This window comes from Halorubrum orientale, assembly GCF_059623105.1.
Window position 1 is genome coordinate 18,451 of the sequence record NZ_JBSPSR010000003.1, and the last position, 18,293, is coordinate 36,743.

Sequence of the window (18,293 nt, forward strand, 5' to 3'; positions counted from 1 at the left end):
AGCCGGCGACGAAGACGGTTCGGACGGGCTATCGGTGGCCTCAGGCTACCCGCGCATGAGGTTCATAACCTCGTCGGCGACCTCGGGCTCGACGGCGACGACGTACCGCCGGCCCGGTGTCAGCGTCGTGTCCGGCCTCGCGACCCGGCGCCCGTCGTCATCAGAGACGACGAGCGCCCCGGTTGGGAAGCGCACCTCCGAGAGCGTCTTCCCGGCCGCAGGCGCCCCCTCCTCAACGCGGACGAGCATCACGTCGAGCGAGCCCGTCACGTCTGCGAGCGTCTGGACGTCGTCGCCGACGATCTCGTTTGCGGCGAGCTGGGCGCCGGCCCGCTCCGGGTACACCACCGCGTCGACGAACTCGGTGTACGACGTGGCACCGGCGCGGTCGACCCGCGCGACGGTTCGGATCCCCGGTGAGAGCTCAGCAGCAGCCAGACACACCGCGAGGTTGAGTCCGGACTCACCGGTGAGCGCAGCGACGACGTCGGCGCCCTCGACGTCGGCTTGGCCGAGTATCGACGGATCGGTGGCGTCACCTTCGATCACCGTCGCTAGCCACTCGTCCGCGATAGCCGAAGCCGTGACCTCGTCGCGCTCGATGATCGTGACCCTGTGACCCCGATCCGTGAGGATCGACGCCGCTTGAAAGCCAACTCGTCCGCCGCCCGCGACGACGACATCGAGGTCTGTGCTCATCGTATCACGCTTCGGGCTCCTCCGTCATTTCTGTACCGGTCTCTGACAGGTCGGGCCCTGCGGGTCCCGTGTATCGGCGCAGCCCGAGGTACGCGACCCCACCGAGCAGCAGCCAGCCGGCGCTGAGCCCGAGTGCCAGCGGGTCAGTTCGAACGAGAAACACCACGAGCACCCCAGTCAACACCAGGTTCAATACGATCCCGATCACCGGCGGCGCCGGGTAGAACGGCATCTCGTAGGGCCGCGCCATCTCCGGCCGCTCTCGCCGGAGCCGGATCACGGCGACGTTGACGACGACGAACGAGAGCAGGAAGAACAAACTCGACATGTTGCCCGCGCTCTGGGTGGGCAACACTACCGACCCGAGCATCACCACCGCGCTCGCGACAATCGCCACGAACGGTGTCCCGTACCGGTAGTGGAGCTGACCGAACGTGGGGGGTAGTTGCTCTTCACGCCCCATCGAGAACGCTACCCGCGACGAGGCGATCACGACCGCGTTCAGTGCCGTGAGCGTTGAGAACACCGCACCGAAAACGATGAGCGCCCCACCGTTGCGAATGATAGGTAATCCGGTCGGCATAAACGAGGTCGCCGCCGCGGCGATGCCGGCCTCACCGGCCTCCGCGAGCCCGCCCGCGCCGAGCGTGCCGATCGCGACGGCCACCACAGCGAGGTAGACGACGACCGTGGCCGCGAGGCTCACGAAGATCGCCTTCGGGATGTTCTCGCGTGGGTTCTCGACCTCCTCGGTGACGGTCGTGATCAGATCGTAGCCCTCGAAGGCGATGAACGTCAGTCCCATTGCCGGCAACACGGCCGCCGGTCCATTCGTGAACAACGGTTGGAACTCGGCGCTCGAGAACATCGGCGAGGCGACGCCGAAGCCGACGAACACCACGAGGATGCTCACCTTGACGATCGTAAACAGCGTCTCCACGCTCCCACTCGCAGCGGTCGAGAGGGCGTTGAGCGTCACCAGCCCGAGCACGGCGACGAATGCGAGTGCCACCGACGGGGGGAGCGTCGCCTCCACCACCGGGAGCGCGAGGCCGGCCACCTCCTCCGGCGGCGGCACGATCTCGTACACGTGGAGGAGTTCGAGGAAGTTCGGCGCGAATCCGAGCGCGTACAGCGCGCCGGCGATCATGTACGCGAACCAGAGCATCCACCCCATGATGAACGAGGCGGCGTCGTCGAATATCTCGCGGACAAACGCGTATCCGCCGCCGCTCTTCGGGATCGACGCCGCAAGTTCGGCGTACGAGAGCCCGGTGAACGCTGTGACGACGCCGTTCAACGCGAAGACGACGATTGCCGCCGGACCGGCGATCTCCGCGGCGAGCCCTGTCAATACGAAGATCCCCGCGCCGATCATCGCGCCCATCCCGATCATCGTCGCGTCCAGCAGGCTCAGCTCTGCTTCCGGAGATCGGGTTTCACTACTCACCGTTGGTCACCGCCAGCGTGTGTCAGTGCGTGACCCATCGCGTGTATGCGTCCCGACGAAGCGCCTCCGGCGGCCTATATGTTGGGTTGGCTTGATGACGGTCGCCGATCACACGCCACGTTGACCACCCCGTTGCTGCCATGAGACTCCGGTCGGCGGCGGCTGAGGCGCACCGTGTGCATCGTGCATATTTAGGGCCTCGTCGCCCTGTAGTATAGTAATGGAGTACGTCCAAGAGCGCGTGACGACGCTGCACGCGCTGTCCGAGCCGCAGCCCGACGCGCCCACCGGGCGGGCGGCCGTCGTGGTGCCGATGACCGAGCGCGAGTACGGCACCCTCGCCGCCGAGCGGGTGCTCACGGCCTTAGAGGCGGTCGGCCCGGCGCGGGTGGTCGTACCGCTGCGTGCGACCCCGGGGCGCGCCGGGCCGTTCGCCGCCTGGCTCGACACCTTCGACGTCGACGTCGAGACCCTGTGGTGTGACGGCCCTCGCCTGGCCGACCTCCTCGCCGAACGCGGGCTCGACGGCACCCGAGGGAAAGGTCGCGACGTGTGGCTCGCGCTCGGACAGGCCCTGAACGAAGAGTACGTCGTCGTCCACGACGCGGACACCGAGACGTACTCGCCGGCGTTCGTTCGCCGGCTGTTGTACCCCGTTGCGAACGGCCACGCGTTCTCGAAGGGCTACTACGCCAGAGTGGAGGATGGAGCGCTCTACGGCCGGCTCTTCCGACTCTTTTTCCGGCCGTTGGTTCGGGCGCTCGCCGACGCCCACGCCGCGCCGGTGCTTGAGTACCTCGAGTCGTTCCGGTACGCGCTCGCAGGCGAGTTCGCCGCAACCACGGACCTTGCGGCCTCACTCCGCGTCCAGCGCGGCTGGGGACTCGAGGTCGGCACGCTGGGTGAGGCGTTCCGGTATGCCGGCTTCGAGGAGAGCGCTCAGGTCGATCTCGGGCGATACGAACACGACCACCGAGCCGTAAGCGGCCCCACCGGACTCGCGGATATGAGCCAGACCGTTGGGGCGGCGACGCTCCGGGCGGTCGAGGACGCGGGCGTCGATGTCGACTACGACCGGCTTGCCGAGCGGTATCGAACCGCGGCACATGCGCTTGTCCGACAGTACGGCGCGGACGCGGCGTTCAACGACCTCTCGTACGATCCGGCTGACGAACGCGATCAGGTGGCGACGTACGCCGAGGCGATAGCCGAGCCTGGCCCCGACACCCGACTCCCCGCCTGGGAGACCACACCACTCTCGCCGGAGGAGGTTGCGAATGCGGCCCGGACGGACCTCGAATCCGTCATCGACACGACAATCGAGTCGACATCGACGTCGACGAGCGATCCCGTCGCCAGACGAGATGGGGCCCCGACGGGTGGTGGTGACCGATGAACGACGGGGGGCGGTGATGGACCACGCGTCGACCGACGACGCGCCCGACTGGCTCGTGCCCGATGCGCTCGCAGGCATCGTCGACCTGTTCGGGTGGCTCACACCGACAGAGCTGACCCGGGCGGTCGACGAACTCGCGTTCAAGCGCCGAGAGACGGTTGAACCGAGCACGGTTGCGGCCGTCGTCGATACCGCCATCGACGCCTACGTGCTCGTGTCCGCACCACCAGCGTCGATCGACGTGGACACCGTGCCCCTCGACAGTGAGAATCCACTCTTGGCGGTCGGTCCAGTCGCATTTCCGACCCTCCCGGACGGCGCCGCCGACCTTCCGCACATCCTCGATGTCGACCCCCGAACCGTCACCCGGGAGGCCCTCGCTGACGCGGTGCTTGAGCGGCTCTCAGACGAGGCGGTGGCGGCGATCACCGCGGACGACCCCACGCGGCTCGAGACGCTCGCAGACGTCACGTACGACCTTGGGGCGTGGGCAGCCGTCGACGTCGGTCGGGTTCGCGACCGGATCGTGGCCGAACTCGACGACTCGTGAGTTGGCTCGGTGGCCCGTGAGCGAGGTCGACGGCGACCTATTGCGTCGCGCCGAGGTCCGCGAGGTCGCGTGCGAGCGCCTCGGCTATCGAGACGTCTGCCTGCTCGACGAACCGAGCGATCTCCGCGCCGTTGGCGTCTTCCACGACGACCGTCGGGATTCGCTCGATGTCGTAGGCCTCGACGCCCGGCCCCTCCTTGCCGTCTGATCCCTTCGAGACGGGATACGACTGGATCTGATCGTCGTCGACACCAGCGGCCGACAGGGCAGCACCGAACGCGGGGAGCTGTATCTGACAGTCGCCACACCAGTCGCCGCCCCACACCACATACTGGTAGTCGCCATCGAGGGTGTTGAGTACGGCTGCGTCGAGTGAGTCGGGGTCGAACGACGGGTCGGGTTCGAGTGTTTCGAGCGACATACCCGTCGTTTCGCGCGCCGGCTAATGAACGCCGCGGCGGCGGCGACGTCCGCCGGGCATTTGAGCGCTGGGCGCGTCGGTATGCGTGATGGACGACAACGTTCTTGCAGGACTCGGCTCGCCGTTGGTGCGGGTGTCCTCGCCGCCGGAGACAACGGTGGCGGCGAAAGTCGAGTCACGAAACCCTGGCGGGTCGGCCAAGGATCGGCCCGCGCTTTGGATGATCGACGCCGCGGAGGCGGGGGGCGATCTTGAGCCGGGCGACGGCATCGTCGAGCCAACCTCGGGGAACACGGGCATCGGGCTAGCGATGGTCGGCGCAGTAAAGGGATACGACGTGACCCTCGTCATCCCCGCCGGCAAGTCCGTCGAGCGTCGACGACTGATGCGAGCGTACGGCGCGACCGTGGAGGTCGTTGACGGCGATATCGCCGCCGCAAAAGCCCGTGCTGATGAGCTCGAACGCGAGGCCGGCATGGTCCAGCTCCGCCAGTTCGAGAACCCAGCGAACCCCCAATCCCACTATGAGACGACGGGCGTCGAAGTGCTCGAACAGGTCGGCGATCGCACGGTCGACGCGCTCGTCGCGGGTGTCGGCACCGGTGGGACGATAACCGGCACAGGTCGGCGATTGCGGGAAGCATTCCCCGATGTCCAGATCGTGGCGGTTGAGCCGGCGACGAATGCCGTCCTCTCGGGCGGCGACACGACCGGCGACGAGTTTCAGGGGATGGGGCCGGGATTCGTCTCAGCGAACCTCGACGAGTCGCTCCTCGACGACGTGCGAACCGTTGAGCTTCCAGCTTCCGAAGCCGAATGTCGCCGACTGGCGCGCGAAGAGGGACTCCTCGTCGGGCAGTCGTCCGGCGCCTCAAACTTGGCCGCGAAGCGCGTCGCGGCCGAGCTCCGTGACACGGGTGAGTACGTGGGGTCGGAGCCGCTCGTGATTACCGTCTTCTGGGACAGCGGCGAGCGGTACCTCTCGTCGGGGACGTTCGACGAGTGAGCGCGGTGCTGGCGCCGCAGTGAGAACCACGACCGACCCAGACGTTCAAGACGGCACCCCACTGACGATCGGTGTGAACGCACGAACGACAGCCGGTAGCCGTCCGGATACGCCCGACGCCACCGACCGCCGGTTCGACGGCCCGTGGCTGCGCGTACTCACGCTGGCGACGGCCGGGTGGATTGTGCTCTTCGCGCTCGATTGGGTCCTCCTCGCGGCTGGCACGCCTCTCGCTGCCGCGGTCGGGTTCACCCACAGCTACCTCGTCGCTCCGCTCGCGACGGCAGCTATTCTCCTCGACGCGCTCTCGCTTGGCGAGCGGGGCGTCGTAGCGCTCGGTTGGATCAAGTGGATCTACGCGCTCACAGCGCTGCTCGCTCCGCCGGTCGCCGTGGTGTATTACGCCCATCGTGAGTGGATGCGCCCCGACGACGCGTCGCTGCTCGCTGGGCCCGGCGAGTAGTGTCCATCACCGTTGCCCTCGGAGGTGCCCGCGTGCCGGCCACACGACTATGCGATGTCAGCTCGAACGGCCTGTATGAACGACAAGGGTCTAGACCCACACTCCGTCACCGACTCGCGAACCGACACCGACCCGCAGACTGGTACCGTAACCGACCTGTTTCTGGCGCCGGAGAGCGGCGTCCCACCGCAGTCACGCTCCGCCGTCAACGTCGTTGAGGGTGGGATCGCCGGCGACCGCTACTGTCGTGGAGCAGGCCACTTTCAGCTTGATGCGTGTGCGGTGACGCTCGTCGCTGCTGAGGCAATCGCGGCCGTTCACGCGGAGACCGGTATCGACGTTTCCGATGGGCGTCACCGCCGGAACGTCGTTGTCGAGGGCTTTGGGACCGGCATGGACTCCCTTCTCGGGACAGATCTCCGCGTCGGCGAGGCGCTACTCAGGCCGACCCGCCGGCGACCGCCTTGTGCACACGTCGAAGCACTCGCCGGTGAAGACGGGCTCGCGACCGCCCTTCAAGACCGCGGCGGGCTCTGTTGTGACGTCCTCGGATCTGGGTGCATCGCGGTCGACGACACGGCCGTGATCGAGCGAGCTGCCCCGCGCGAGGCGGGTGCGGCGATCGCCGATAGGCTCCGGGCGAGAGCCTCATCGATGAGCGAGGGTGGCGACGTTCACGACGACATCGGCCGGTAGCCAACGGTTTAACGCGTCGCGTCGCCACGGTCAATCTGACCCGTGATGCGCGTCTCGCTTCTCCGTCTGTTTCGCTCTCCCCGTCGATCCAGCTCCCGTTGCTCTCTGTGCTCTCACCGACCGTTCCGTTCTGGCCGCCAACACTGTTTCACGGAGTACGTCGCATGAGCTGGCGGTACCGTCACACGGTGTTGACGCTGTGTATGCTCGCGTTCTTTGTCACGTACTTCGCGCGGGTGGCGATTAGCCCAGTCGTCCCGTTCATCATCGACGACTTCGGCGTCTCGAACACCGCCGTTGGGCTCGCGCTGTCGGGGATGTGGTTCGCTTACGGTGTCGCGCAGTTCCCAAGCGGGATCCTCGCCGACCGCTTTGGAGAACGACCCGTCATCCTCGTTGCCGTTGCGGGGACGATCGCGACGAGCCTGCTGCTCGCGGTCGCCCCGGCGTTTCCGGCGTTCGTCGTCGCAGCGATCCTGCTCGGACTCGTCGCGGGGCTCCACTACGCGGTTGCGACGACGCTGCTCTCACGCACCTTCGACGACCTCGGCACCGCTGTGGGCCTTCACTCGCTTGGCGGGCCGCTCGCAGGACTCACCGCGCCCGTCGCAGCCGCCTGGGTGGGCGTCCGGTACGGCTGGCGTCCCGGCGTCGCACTCGCTGCCGCGGTCGGGGTCCCGGTCCTCGTCGCCTTCGTGTGGCGCGTTCGACCGACCCCGCCCCGCCGCCCTGACCAACCGATGCGCGCACGGCTGCGGATCGACCCGCTCGTAGAGCTCCTCTCGCGGCCGAGTGTACTCCTCCCGCTCGTGGTTGCCATGCTCGGGACCTACGTCGCCCAGGGAATTATCTCGTTTCTCCCGACGTTTCTCGTCGATTTTCGCGCTCGATCACCCGCGTTTGCGGGTGCCGTCTTCTCTGCGTTCTTCGTCGTCCGCGCGGGCGCCCAGGTCGGGATCGGCCGCCTCTCTGATCGTGTGGGCCGTGACACAGCGATCGGGGCCGCGATGCTCGCCGGGGGCATCGGCGCGGCTGGCTTCGTCTGGCTTCCGGGCTCACTTGGACTCGGAATCGCCGTCGTCTTCGCCGGCTTCGGCTCAAGCTTCTTTTCGGCCATCGATCCGCGGTTCATGGACGCGATGAGCGAGACCGAACGCGGGGCGGGATTCGGTCTTGTCCGAACGGCGTACACCGTCGTCGGCTCGGCGGGATCGGTCGGCGTCGGGCTCGCGGCCGACCTGTTCGGATGGGGCGTCTCGTTCGGGATCGTCGCCGCACTCTTTGGCCTCGCGTTTGTCATCCTCGCGGGCAACCAGCTGTTCGGCCCCGGATACTAACGCGGCTCCCCGCGGGTACGCTTCTGTCGGCTCAGTTGTCGGGGAAGATGGACTCCGGAATGTACGCGGAGACGGTCCAGTTCGGGGCGTCGACGACCTCACTCACCTTCAGGTCCATCGCGGCCGAACAAAGGATGTACGCCTCACCGCGGGTGAGCCCGCGGTGTGCAGTGAGGTACTCGATCATGTACCGCGTCGCTCGCTTTGTCGCGTCCATCAGGTCGTCGCTGATGCCCGTCGTCCCATACATCGGCTCGTCGGCGCCCATCGCGGTGAATGGGCCCGTCGTCTCGAACTGTGGTTGCTCGATATCGAGGTCTGACCGCACCGAGAGTCGCGCGGTGACGAACATTGGGGCCTCAATGCCCGTTACACACACTTCGCCGTCACCCTGTGCCGCGTGACAGTCGCCAGTGGAGAACAGCCCACCGGCGACCTCGACTGGGAGGTACAGCGTCGATCCGGTCGTCAGGTGTTTCACATCCATGTTACCGCCGGTGTCGTACGGCGGGAGTGTGTCGTGTTCGCCTTCGGTACCCGGTGCGACGCCGATGACGCCCGGGAACGGATCGAGCGGCACCTCGATGCCGTTCACGAACCTCCCGACGTCACCCTGAAGATCCCACACGTGGACGTCCGCCTCGGGGAACTCTTTGGGAAGCAATCCGAGACCCATCTCACCCGGCATGAACCCGGTGTACCCCCAGCCTTTGTGCTGGAAGTCGAGTAGGTCGACCTGCAGGACGTCGCCCGGCTCGGCGCCTTCCACGGCGACCGGGCCCGTCAGCGGGTGTACCGGGTCGAAGCTCACGTTCGCGAAGTCGGTCGCGGTCGACTCCGCGTCGAGCTGTCGGTCGACCGCATCCCGACACTCGAATCGCACGACGTCACCGTCGTCGACGGTCAAGACCGGCTCAAGTGAGTTGTCCCACGCGCGGTGTATGTTGCGCTCGGCGTCTGAGAGGTGGTGGTCGATGCTGTACGACTCGTCGACGGTGTCGGCGGCGGGGTCGGCCATACATGTGTCTCGTTACCAGGGACCGACTTAATTCCGACTGGAAATTTCGAGTCTGCGATGGTGACGCTGATCCGGCTCACGCCGGATCGAACACCTGAAAATCAGAGATTTTCGAGCACGACGAAGCTCACGCTTCGTCGAACACCTCCTCGCCATCAACCATGTGGGCTTCGACTGCATCCATGTCGAGCGTCACGCCGAGCCCGGGACGCTCTGGTACCTCGATGTAGCCGTCTTCGATAACTGACTCCTCAACGAGGTCGTCCCACCAGCCAAGCTCGTACGAGTGGTACTCGACGGCGAGTGAGTTCGGAATCGCCGCGCCGACGTGTGCGGCCGCCATCGTCGCCACCGGCGAGGCGACATTGTGCATCGCGACGGGCACGTAGTACTGATTCGCTACGTCGGCGATCTTTCGCGTCTCGCGCATCCCACCGACCTTCGGAAGGTCCGGCGCGACGATGTCGACCGCCTGATCCTCAATGAGCCGCCGAAGCTCGGTCACGCGGTAGCGGTTCTCGCCGACCGCGATCGGTGTCACCGTCGACTCCGTCACCGACTGCTGAACCGCGAGGTTCTCTGGTGGCACTGGGTCTTCGAGCCACCAGACGTCATACTCCTCAATGGCGGCTGCGAGTCGCTTTGCCGAGCCGCCAGAAAATGTCCAATGACAGTCGAAAGCAACGTCGGCAACGTCTCGAACCCGCTCCGTCACTGCCTCGACGATCTCTGCTTTGTGCCGGATCTCGCCTGGACGGAGGTGTCGGTTCGCGCGGTCCTTCTCGAGCCCGCTGGGGACATCGAGGTCGAACTTGAGCGCGTCGTAGCCGAGCTCTTCGACGACCCGCTCAGCCTCGTCTGCGCACGCCTCGGGGTCGGCTTCCGCCTCGGTGTGACAGTCACAGTAGACGCGCATCTGATCGCGGTACTTCCCGCCGAGCAGTTGGTATGCAGGCACCCCGAGCAGCTTCCCCGCGAGGTCGTGCAGCGCGACCTCGATCCCGGAGATCGCGGTGACGGTCACGCCCTCGATGGACCCCTCTCCGGACATCTTCTGGACGAGGTGCTCGTAGAGTCGATCGATGTCCAATGGGTTCTCACCCACGATGAACGGCTTCATCCGCGATATCAGCTCGGGGACGCCAGCACCCCAGTACGCCTCCCCCGTCCCGGTCACGCCGGCATCGGTGTACACCCGCACGAGCGTCCACGGGAAGTTCCCGCCAACCATCGTCGTCTGGACGTCCGTGATCGCGACGTCTCGGCCGCCGCCGCGGTCACCGGTCACTTCCATCGTTTCGCGAGAGAGCTCCCGCATCGTGTACTCCGCGTTCGGATCGTGTAGCGACGCGTAGTCGTTAGCCATGGTCGAGCGTTATCTCGAACCGGTGTAAACGTTTGTGACGGGTGTTCGGCCCCCCACTGTGCGAGCGCGATTGCGGTGGGGTTTTGCGCTCGCCACGAGAGGTGTACCCATGACAGACCGAAATGACGAACTCGCCTCACTGTTTACCGCCCGCGTAACCGACGAGAGCGGACACTATCGCGTGTCGATTCCGAAACGCGTGGTCGAACGCGGACAGATTATGGATGGTGACGTGCTCCGTGTTGCCCTGATCGACGGCGATGACGCACGTCGTTCGGAATCGAGCCACTCTGCGGACGCCCCGAGTGACTCCTCACCGAACGACGTTCCACCGGCCGACGCCACATCGGCCGACGCCACATCGACTGACAGCCACTCTGCGACGACCGCGGAGCGACGGACGCCGAGTGGCGCGGGCTCTGCACCCGTATCGACCACCGAGACCACGACATCGTTGAGGAGCGAGACGACACGAACTGAGAGGCTTCCGACCGAGGCGGGGACGACGACACGGGCCGACCCCAATGGCCCACCGGTCACCGAAGGCGAGCGCCGGACGGTAACCATCGAGACACTCGGTGATGAGGGCGACGGCATCGCGAAGGTTGAACGCGGCTACGTTGTCATCGTCTCTGACGCCGAACCCGGTGACTCGGTGACCGTCGAGATCACGAACGTGCGCGAAAACGTGTCGTTCGCGTCGATAGTTTCCGAGTAGCCGATCCGGCTCCCAGGTTTCAACGTGGTGTCACTCCCTGTTTGTGGCCGTCCTCACCCGAACAGCCGGCGGAGGTGCTCGCGCGAGAAGAACGACGACGGCCGGTCCATATGGACGCCAATCTCGCCCGAGAGTGCCCGCAGCCCAACCCGCTGAACCGGTTCCGGAAGCGAGTAACAGGCCCGGACGAACCGGCCGAGTCGTATCTCTCGCGCCAGCTCGTCGCGCCACTCCGTCTCGTATGCCCCGAGTGTCGATGGGTCGGTCGGGTCGATCGTTGCCGCAGCGACGTCGGCAGCCGTCATGCCGTAGAGAATGCCACCACCGGTGAAGGGCTTCGTCTGGGCGGCTGCATCACCGATCAGGAACGCACGCCGAGTCGTCACCGACGACGGCGGGCCGATCGGGATCGCGCCCGAGCAGAAGTGTTCGGTTTCCACGTCGTATGCGTCGGTGAGGCGGTCGAACAATGCCGAAACGTCGTCACCGGGTGGGGCTGCGAGTCCGTATTCCACGCCAGCGTCACCCCGCGGAATGCGCCACGCGAAAAACCGCGGCGCGGTTAGGTGGACGTCGACGTCGTCAGCGTGGTCCGGCTCGTCATCGAACGCGAGCACCCCGTGGAGTAGTTCGCCCGGCTCTTCGAGACCGAGTGACCGACGCACGCGAGAGGTCGGTCCGTCACACCCGGCGACCATTCGCGTCTCGATCGTCCGTGTCTCACCATCGGCGCTGACTGTGAGGGCGACCCGGTCGTCGTGTTCTTCTACGTCGGTAACCGTGTGCCCCTCGTAAACTGCCGCACCCGCGTCTTCGGCGCACGCGGCGAGCGTCCGGTCGAGTTCGACGCGATCGATAACGTTCGAGACCGCCTCGTGTTTGTAAAACCGGTACGCCGACGAGTCGGGGCCGCCAACGTGAAACCGGGCCCCGTGGACCTCAGTCTGAAACAACCGGGAGCGTGCCGTCTCGGGTACGTACTCCCAGATGTCGGTCGATACGTGTCCCGAGCACGCTAGCGGCGTGCCAACGTCGCCTTTCTCGAAGACGACGACGTCGTGGCCCGCTTCGGCCGCGCGCCGGGCGAATCGCGATCCTGCGGGCCCAGCACCGACGACGACGAAGTCGTGCATGCGAGCGTGTTCGATGCTGCATAGTATAAATGTCGATACTTTCCGTGATGAACACGAGACCGCGCGACAGCCGGACACACGTTGGGCCACGCCCTCCCCAGCCGATTCGCTCGGTCGCTTCGCTCCCTCGCTCATCCCTCGCACGCTCTCGCGAGCCCGCCTGCGGCGACCTCGCGAGGCGCGCGCCACCGCGGTACGCGTGGCGGACGGTGTGTCTGCGTCTCGTGTCGTCTATCGTCTTCCGTCGAGCCAGTCCAGTGCAGCCTATCGTCTTCCGTCGAGCCAGTCCAGTGCAGCGTCGATCTCCGTCTGTGGCGGTGAGCAGGTGAACCCCTCACAGACGTACACCGTCGGCTCGCCGGCATTCGCGTCCCGCCCCTCCCAAATTGGCGGCGCAGCGTCGAGTCCGAGCCGGTCGAGCCACGCTTCAAGCCCGTCGGCAGTTGGCGGTCGACGCGTGAGGACGTGCCCTGGGAGGTACCGCTCGCCGAGTGCGTCTCGCCACGCCGACGGGACCGCCTCGGCGGCGACCGTCACCTCGACCGTACCGGTTGCGAGCCGCGCCGCAGCACGGACTAACGAGACGTGCTCAAGTGGACTCGATCGAATACGGTCCGCGTGCGTCGCGAGCACATCTTCGGCGATCGATCGGAACCGGTCGCCAGGGCGGAACGCGTCGAGTATCAGGAGCGTCTCGGCGGCAACCCCGAGACTCGACGGCGTCGACCGGTCGGTGAACTCCTGCGGGCGCGCAAAGAGCGTCCTGGCATCGCTAGTGCTGTCCGCCCCCGTGGCGTCGTCCGCGTCGCGCGTGAAGTAGATGGTGCCGTCGTCCGGCTCGTAGAACGCCGCCACCAACGCTTCTGTCACCTCAAGGGCGAATGTGAGTGGCTCAAGGTCGCCAGTCGTAGCGTGCACGTCGAGGCCCGCTCGCGCCAGGAACGCGTAATCGTCGAGGTAGCCAGGCCCGGCGACGTCTCCGTCAAGCCATCGTCTATCGAGCCGTCCGGTTTCGGCGTCATACAGCCGGTCTCGACAGAAGCCAAGCGCCTCTGTGGCGATGTTGTCGTACGGCGCCCCGAGCGTCTGGCCGGCCCGTGCGAACGCGGAGATGGCGCGGCCGTTCCACGATGCGAGTACCTTTTCGTCACGAGCGGGGCGGGGCCGAGATTCGCGGGCTTCGAACAATGCCGCGCGGGCTGCAGTTAGCGTCTCAGTGGCCTCGTCTACGGCCCGGTCGTGGTCGGCGGCGACCCGCTCGATCGACGCTGAGAGCGTCGGGACTGTCGTCCCTCGCTCGAAGTTTCCGCCCGACTCGATCCCGTAGCGCTGCTGTACCATCGAGGCTGCATCGCCGTCAAGTGTGTCATCGACCTCTGCTGGCGTCCACGCGTAGAACGCCCCCTCGACCCGATCGTCTGGGTCACTCCCCCGGCTTAGGGGCTGCTGGCTCCGCGCGTCCAGCGTGCTGAAGAAGCCGCCGTCCGGGTGGCGAAGCTCGCGTTCGAGGAACCGAAGCGACTCCGTGGCGACTCGCGCGTACGCAGCATCCCCGGTCAGCTGGTAGGCGTCGAGGTACACCATCGGCAGTTCGGCATTGTCGTACAGCATCTTCTCAAAGTGGGGGATAGTCCATGAACGGTCGACGGCATATCGGTGGAAGCCGCCACCGACCTGGTCGTACATCCCACCTGACGCCATCCCGTCGAGCGTCTTCGTGGCCGCCGTGAGGAGTTCTCGCCGGCCCGTCTGTGCCCCCGAGCGCAACAGGAGGTCGACGCGCCCGGGCATGGGAAATTTCGGCCCACCGCTGCCGAATCCGCCGTGTTCGTGGTCGACTCCTCGCATCGCGGCTGCGGCTGTCTCGTCGAGCAGCGTAGCCTCTGGGGGGCCGTCTGCACCGGCTGGAACGGACTCGAGCTCATCGCGGGCGCTCGCACTCCACTGCTCTGCACGCTCGACCATCTGTGCACGCTGTTCGGTGTCGCTCCACGACGACGCGATCCGTTCACAGAGGCCGGTGAACGACGGCGCGTTTCCGCGAGGTTCCGGCGGGAAGTACGTCCCGACGTAGAACGGCTTTCCGTCAGGCGTACACCACGCCGACAGCGGCCATCCACCGCCACCGGTGACCAGCCGACAGACGGTCATGAAGGTGCTGTCGACGTCTGGACGCTCCTCCCGGTCGACTTTGATCGGGACGAACGAGTCGTTGAGCAGCGCCGCCACCTCCTCGTCGGCGAAGCTCTCTTCTTCCATGACGTGACACCAGTGACACGCCGAGTAGCCGATTGAGACGAACACCGGGACGTCGTGCGCTCGGGCACGCTCAAACGCTGCCTCTCCCCACGGCTGCCAGTGTACCGGGTTGTCGGCGTGCTGTTGGAGATAGGGGCTCGGCTCGTCGGCGAGCCGGTTCCGCTCGGTTGGCTGGGACATGGCCGGGATTGTAGCGGTAGCGTCAAAAACCCCGTCACACGCGGTGACGTCTCAGACACTCGAGAGTTGCTACTCGGCGCCCCCGCCAGAACTCGATCCATCTGTATGGATCGATTTCCGGGCTGAGAGGGGAAGGTTTAGGCCTCTTTGTGGATATCCGTCGGTCATGACGGAGACCGTTCTCTTGATCGGTGGCGGGGGACGAGAGCACGCGATTGCCCGTTCACTCGCCGACGACTGTGCGTTGTACGCCTGCGCAAGCGTCCGCAATCCGGGCATTCGACGGCTCGCGGACGGGTTCGAGACGATCTCGGAGACGGACACCGAGGCGATAGTTACCTTTGCAACCGAAATTGATGCGGACCTCGCGGTCATCGGCCCCGAGTCGGCGCTTGAAGCCGGCGTCGCTGACGCTCTTGACGATGCCGGGGTGTACGCATTCGGGCCACGTGCGGAGGAGGCGCGGATTGAGACAGACAAAGCCTACCAGCGGCAGTTCATGCGCGATGCTGACATTCCTGGATGTCCTGACTTTGCCGTCTTCGATGATACCGACGCCGCCTGTGACTACATCGACGCGTACGACGGCGACCTCGCGGTGAAGCCCGCCGGACTGACCGGTGGGAAGGGGGTGAAGGTGATCGGCGACCAGGTCACGGCCGACGAGGCGAAGGCGTATCTCCGGTCGTCTGACTACGACCGTGTGGTGCTCGAGGAGCGACTCGTCGGTGAGGAGTTCACCGTTCAGGCGTTCGTCGCGAATGGTGAGTTCCGAGCGACGCCCGCAGTACAGGACCACAAACGTGCCTACGAGGGCGACGAGGGCCCGAACACCGGCGGCATGGGATCGTACTCAGAGACGTCGCCGTCGCTGCCGTTCATGCGTGATGGCGACTACGACGCCGCCCTCGACGTCATCCAGGCCGTCGTTGAGGCGCTCCCGGCGTACAAAGGTGTCCTCTACGGGCAGTTCATGTTGACGGCGACGGGCCCGAAGGTAATCGAGTTCAATGCGCGCTTTGGCGATCCCGAGGCGATGAACACGCTCCCCGTGCTAGAGGTGCCGTTTATCGACGTCGTGACCGCCGCACGCGACGACGATCCGCTGCCCGCTATCGACGTGTCGGGTGCGGCGACGGTGTGTAAGTACGCTGTTCCGCAGGGCTATCCGACCGACCCCGACAGCGGTGCGCGAATCGCCGTTGACGAGGAGAGCGCCGGCGACGCGCTCCTCTACTACGCGAGCGTCGACGAGCGCGACGACGGGCTGTACACGACGACGTCCCGCTCGTTTGCGGTCGTGGGGCGCGGCGATTCGATCGAGGCTGCGGAAGCGGAGGCGCGCGAGGCACTCGCTGCGGCCGGTGACCGCGTCCGAATTCGCAAGGACATCGGCACGCAGGCGCTGCTCGACCGGCGTGTCACACATATGCGCGAGCTGCGCGAGTAGCCGGTCAGCGGGACGGCCGACATAGCCGTAGACGCACCACCGCGGGGCTCACGGTCACGGTATCCATGGTGTTGCTGGCGAACAGGCGGTCGGCTGCTCCTCACGACGGCTGACCGCGCATCCGCCTCGGCCGACCGTGAGCGATCGAGGTGTCGTACACGGTCGTGGCCGCGCCATCACACATAAACTCTCAGGCGTCGACAGTTTGACCGGCCCCGCCGAGGTTTTTGTACGCCCCGCTCGAATCCTCCGGCGTGAGCGACGAGCAAGGGGCAGAAGACGACAAGAAGAGGGGCAGTGACGACCACGAAGCGGTGCCCGAGAAGGGGGCTGTGCGGCGGCGGAATCGGCTCGAACGACATCCGACGACCGGGCGGCGTAACTCGCTATGGTCGTGGCCGACAGCGAAGTCACCGCTCGCCGTGGTGCGGAACTACATCGTGATAGTGCTCGCGCGGATCGCACCGAGTCTCCGGCTGAAGAACTGGCTCCTCTCGGCTATCGGGGTGGCTGTCGGCACCGGCGTGGCGTGGGGGCTCGAGTCGACACCGGACGTCTTCTGGCCCGAGCGGATAACCGTCGGCGACCACGCGATACTCGGCTACGACGTCACGCTCCTGTGTCACGAGTTTCTCCAAGATGAGTATCGACTCGGTGACGTCGTCGTCGGTGAACGGGCGATGATCGGCGCCGGAGCGACCGTGCTCCCTGGCGTCACAATCGGTGCAGGCGCCCGAGTCGCTGCTAACTCGCTGGTGACGACGGACGTTCCTCCGCGGACGACGGTCGCCGGCGTTCCTGCCACGGTCGTCTCTCAAGCGACCGATGGTGAAGACACTGACACCGACGCCGTCGGTCGGGCTGACGCTGGCGACCAGTAGACACGTTATCTCTTTGTCGCGGACGATCCGGCTCTATCGTCACTATCTTCGGGCGCGGCGTCGGTGTCGGCTCCGGCATCGGTCGCCGTCTCTGCCTCAGTGATGTGTGCTTCTGCACTCACGCTGTCGAGGTCGACGCCGACCTCTCTGGCTACGGCGTCGAGCACCGCTCGTTGTTCGGCCACCTCGTTCTCGAGCGCGCGGACTCGTGCTCCGGTGTCGTTCACTGTCGTCTGCGTGCGTTCGACCTCATCGCGCAGGTCGTTCAGTCGCTTGTACGTCTGCTCTGCTTTGTCCGCGAGCGTCTGGATGCGCTTTGCTGTGTCCCCGAATCCCATACTTGGTGATCGGCCTCACGGCACCTGTGTGTTTCCGTTCACCGGCGGGTATGTCGACAGGGAACTCGTGTCGACGGTGGACTTTTGTCTCGACCACCCGTACCGCGCGTGTGAGCACCGACCGGATCCTCTTGACGAACGACGACGGCATCGACGCGGTCGGTCTCAGAGCCCTCTACGACGCGCTCTCTGACCGATACGACGTCGTGACCGTTGCACCGAGCGGTGACCAGTCGTCGATCGGTCGCGTCCTTTCTGATGGAGTGTGCGTCCACGATCACGACCTTGGGTACGCGGTCGACGGGACACCCGTCGACTGCGTGGTCGCTGGTCTCGATGAACTGGTGCCCGACGTAGACCTCGTCGTTGCCGGCTGCAACGAGGGTGCCAACCTCGGGTCGTACGTCCTCGGACGGTCCGGAACCGTCTCTGCGGCGGTCGAAGCGGCGTTCTTCGACATCCCTGCCGTGGCGACCTCGATGTACGTGCCGGGCGGCGACGATTGGTGGAAGACCGAGCTCGAACCCGACGCCTTCGCCCACGCTGTTCGCGCGACGCGGTTCCTCGTGGACAACGCGTTCGACGCCGGCGTCTTTTCTGCGGCCGACTACCTCAACGTGAACGCGCCGGTCGCCGAGTCACAGACCGCGCCGATGCGGGTCACTGCACCATCGGACTGGTACGGTCTCCGTGCCGATGCGAACGGAGACGGAGAGGTCCACTTCTCGGACCCGATCTGGGGTCGGATGACGCCCGAAGACGTCCCGGACCCGGTCGGCACCGACCGCAGAGCCGTCGTCGAGGGAGAGGTGTCGGTGTCACCGCTGACGGTGCCACACGGTACGGCTGCAGCATCGTCGCTCGACGATCTGGCGGACGCGTATCGTGAGGCTCGCGGCGATAAAAGCGCGGTCGACGCCGAGTAAGCGGCT

18 protein-coding genes are annotated in these 18,293 nt (G+C 66.1%); 10 read left to right on the forward strand and 8 right to left on the reverse strand.

All coding sequences use genetic code 11. From position 1 onward, the window contains the following. Positions 1-45 precede the first annotated feature (45 nt). Positions 46-699, reverse strand: coding sequence for a potassium channel family protein (locus ACWUI7_RS02920; RefSeq protein ID WP_496640694.1), 654 nt, complete (start codon positions 697-699; stop codon positions 46-48). 4 nt (positions 700-703) lie between these two features. Continuing rightward, positions 704-2,149, reverse strand: a complete 1,446-nt coding sequence (locus ACWUI7_RS02925) for an APC family permease (RefSeq protein ID WP_496640696.1) — start codon at positions 2,147-2,149, stop codon at positions 704-706. A gap of 220 nt (positions 2,150-2,369) precedes the next feature. Here ACWUI7_RS02925 and ACWUI7_RS02930 point away from each other — a divergent pair, with 220 nt between their 5' ends. Further along, complete coding sequence (locus ACWUI7_RS02930; RefSeq protein ID WP_496640697.1) at positions 2,370-3,545, forward strand: glycosyltransferase family protein; 1,176 nt, start codon at positions 2,370-2,372, stop codon at positions 3,543-3,545. 16 nt (positions 3,546-3,561) lie between these two features. Further along, positions 3,562-4,095: a DUF7109 family protein gene (locus tag ACWUI7_RS02935; protein WP_496641091.1), complete on the forward strand. Its 534-nt coding sequence runs from the start codon at positions 3,562-3,564 to the stop codon at positions 4,093-4,095. 37 nt (positions 4,096-4,132) lie between these two features. Here ACWUI7_RS02935 and ACWUI7_RS02940 read toward each other — a convergent pair whose 3' ends face one another. Continuing rightward, positions 4,133-4,516 carry a TlpA family protein disulfide reductase gene (locus tag ACWUI7_RS02940; protein WP_496640698.1) on the reverse strand — a complete coding sequence of 128 codons (384 nt, stop codon included), beginning with the start codon at positions 4,514-4,516 and terminating at the stop codon, positions 4,133-4,135. A gap of 88 nt (positions 4,517-4,604) precedes the next feature. On the opposite strand from ACWUI7_RS02940, the gene ACWUI7_RS02945 reads away from it, so the two are divergent. The 4 genes from ACWUI7_RS02945 (at position 4,605) to ACWUI7_RS02960 (ending at position 8,018) form a co-directional block, all read left to right on the forward strand. Further along, on the forward strand, positions 4,605-5,522 hold the full coding sequence (locus tag ACWUI7_RS02945; protein ID WP_496640699.1) for a PLP-dependent cysteine synthase family protein: 918 nt from the start codon (positions 4,605-4,607) through the stop codon (positions 5,520-5,522). 73 nt (positions 5,523-5,595) lie between these two features. Further along, positions 5,596-5,985 carry a hypothetical protein gene (locus tag ACWUI7_RS02950; protein ID WP_496641092.1) on the forward strand — a complete coding sequence of 130 codons (390 nt, stop codon included), beginning with the start codon at positions 5,596-5,598 and terminating at the stop codon, positions 5,983-5,985. 75 nt (positions 5,986-6,060) lie between these two features. Further along, positions 6,061-6,681: an MOSC domain-containing protein gene (locus tag ACWUI7_RS02955; protein ID WP_496640700.1), complete on the forward strand. Its 621-nt coding sequence runs from the start codon at positions 6,061-6,063 to the stop codon at positions 6,679-6,681. Positions 6,682-6,845: 164 nt separating this feature from the next. Beyond that, the gene (locus ACWUI7_RS02960) at positions 6,846-8,018 is read left to right on the forward strand and encodes an MFS transporter (protein ID WP_496640701.1); all 1,173 of its coding nucleotides are present in this window, start codon (positions 6,846-6,848) and stop codon (positions 8,016-8,018) included. Positions 8,019-8,049: 31 nt separating this feature from the next. Here ACWUI7_RS02960 and ACWUI7_RS02965 read toward each other — a convergent pair whose 3' ends face one another. Then, positions 8,050-9,036, reverse strand: coding sequence for an acetamidase/formamidase family protein (locus ACWUI7_RS02965; protein ID WP_496640702.1), 987 nt, complete (start codon positions 9,034-9,036; stop codon positions 8,050-8,052). Positions 9,037-9,163: 127 nt separating this feature from the next. Beyond that, complete coding sequence (locus ACWUI7_RS02970) at positions 9,164-10,402, reverse strand: mandelate racemase/muconate lactonizing enzyme family protein (RefSeq protein WP_496640703.1); 1,239 nt, start codon at positions 10,400-10,402, stop codon at positions 9,164-9,166. A gap of 109 nt (positions 10,403-10,511) precedes the next feature. Here ACWUI7_RS02970 and ACWUI7_RS02975 point away from each other — a divergent pair, with 109 nt between their 5' ends. After that, entirely contained in the window at positions 10,512-11,120 is a 609-nt protein-coding gene (locus tag ACWUI7_RS02975; protein ID WP_496640704.1) for a TRAM domain-containing protein, read from the forward strand. A 53-nt stretch (positions 11,121-11,173) separates the two neighbouring features. Here the strand turns inward: ACWUI7_RS02975 and ACWUI7_RS02980 are convergent, their stop codons facing one another. Then, positions 11,174-12,253: a geranylgeranyl reductase family protein gene (locus ACWUI7_RS02980; protein ID WP_496640705.1), complete on the reverse strand. Its 1,080-nt coding sequence runs from the start codon at positions 12,251-12,253 to the stop codon at positions 11,174-11,176. 264 nt (positions 12,254-12,517) lie between these two features. After that, positions 12,518-14,692, reverse strand: coding sequence for a thioredoxin domain-containing protein (locus ACWUI7_RS02985; protein WP_496640706.1), 2,175 nt, complete (start codon positions 14,690-14,692; stop codon positions 12,518-12,520). Between the two features lie 166 nt (positions 14,693-14,858). Here ACWUI7_RS02985 and purD point away from each other — a divergent pair, with 166 nt between their 5' ends. After that, positions 14,859-16,142, forward strand: coding sequence for a phosphoribosylamine--glycine ligase (purD, locus tag ACWUI7_RS02990; protein ID WP_496640707.1), 1,284 nt, complete (start codon positions 14,859-14,861; stop codon positions 16,140-16,142). Positions 16,143-16,456: 314 nt separating this feature from the next. Beyond that, on the forward strand, positions 16,457-17,023 hold the full coding sequence (locus ACWUI7_RS02995) for an acyltransferase (RefSeq protein WP_496641093.1): 567 nt from the start codon (positions 16,457-16,459) through the stop codon (positions 17,021-17,023). A 5-nt stretch (positions 17,024-17,028) separates the two neighbouring features. Here ACWUI7_RS02995 and ACWUI7_RS03000 read toward each other — a convergent pair whose 3' ends face one another. Further along, entirely contained in the window at positions 17,029-17,361 is a 333-nt protein-coding gene (locus tag ACWUI7_RS03000; RefSeq protein WP_496640708.1) for a DUF5798 family protein, read from the reverse strand. 110 nt (positions 17,362-17,471) lie between these two features. On the opposite strand from ACWUI7_RS03000, the gene surE reads away from it, so the two are divergent. Further along, a complete protein-coding gene (gene surE, locus ACWUI7_RS03005) occupies positions 17,472-18,287 on the forward strand; it encodes a 5'/3'-nucleotidase SurE (RefSeq protein WP_496640709.1) in 816 nt (271 codons plus the stop codon). Positions 18,288-18,293: the final 6 nt, after the last annotated feature.